Annotated in this window: 1 pseudogene; it reads right to left on the bottom strand. The window is 42.6% G+C overall.

What is annotated here, in order from left to right:
• Positions 1 to 284, bottom strand: a pseudogene (locus tag NV64_RS23595) (hypothetical protein); the annotation flags it as partial.

Here is a 284-nt window from a genome sequence, read left to right as displayed (position 1 = left end):
TCATAGACATCATCAGCGATAACCGGTTGCCAGTGCCACGACTTACCTGTAACAGCCCAGGCATCATCACCTTCAAGGAAAGTTTGTGTTACTTTTCTCTGCTGCCCATAGCGATGTATTACTGATTGCTGACCTGTCTCGTCGATAACATCAGATGGCAAACGTTGCCATTCCTGAATTTTATCTCTTTTCGTATTCATATAGTCCTTTCCTTCAGATCCAAAAACACGCCCCTCATCTCCCATAGAGGTTAAGCGATTAATTGCCATAATTGCAGTATTTTT

The sequence above is a fragment of the Erwinia sp. B116 genome (assembly GCF_002865965.1).
Lineage (GTDB): Bacteria > Pseudomonadota > Gammaproteobacteria > Enterobacterales > Enterobacteriaceae > Erwinia.
The sequence above is the reverse complement of the archived record's forward strand: the minus strand, read 5'-3'. Positions and strand labels throughout refer to the sequence as shown.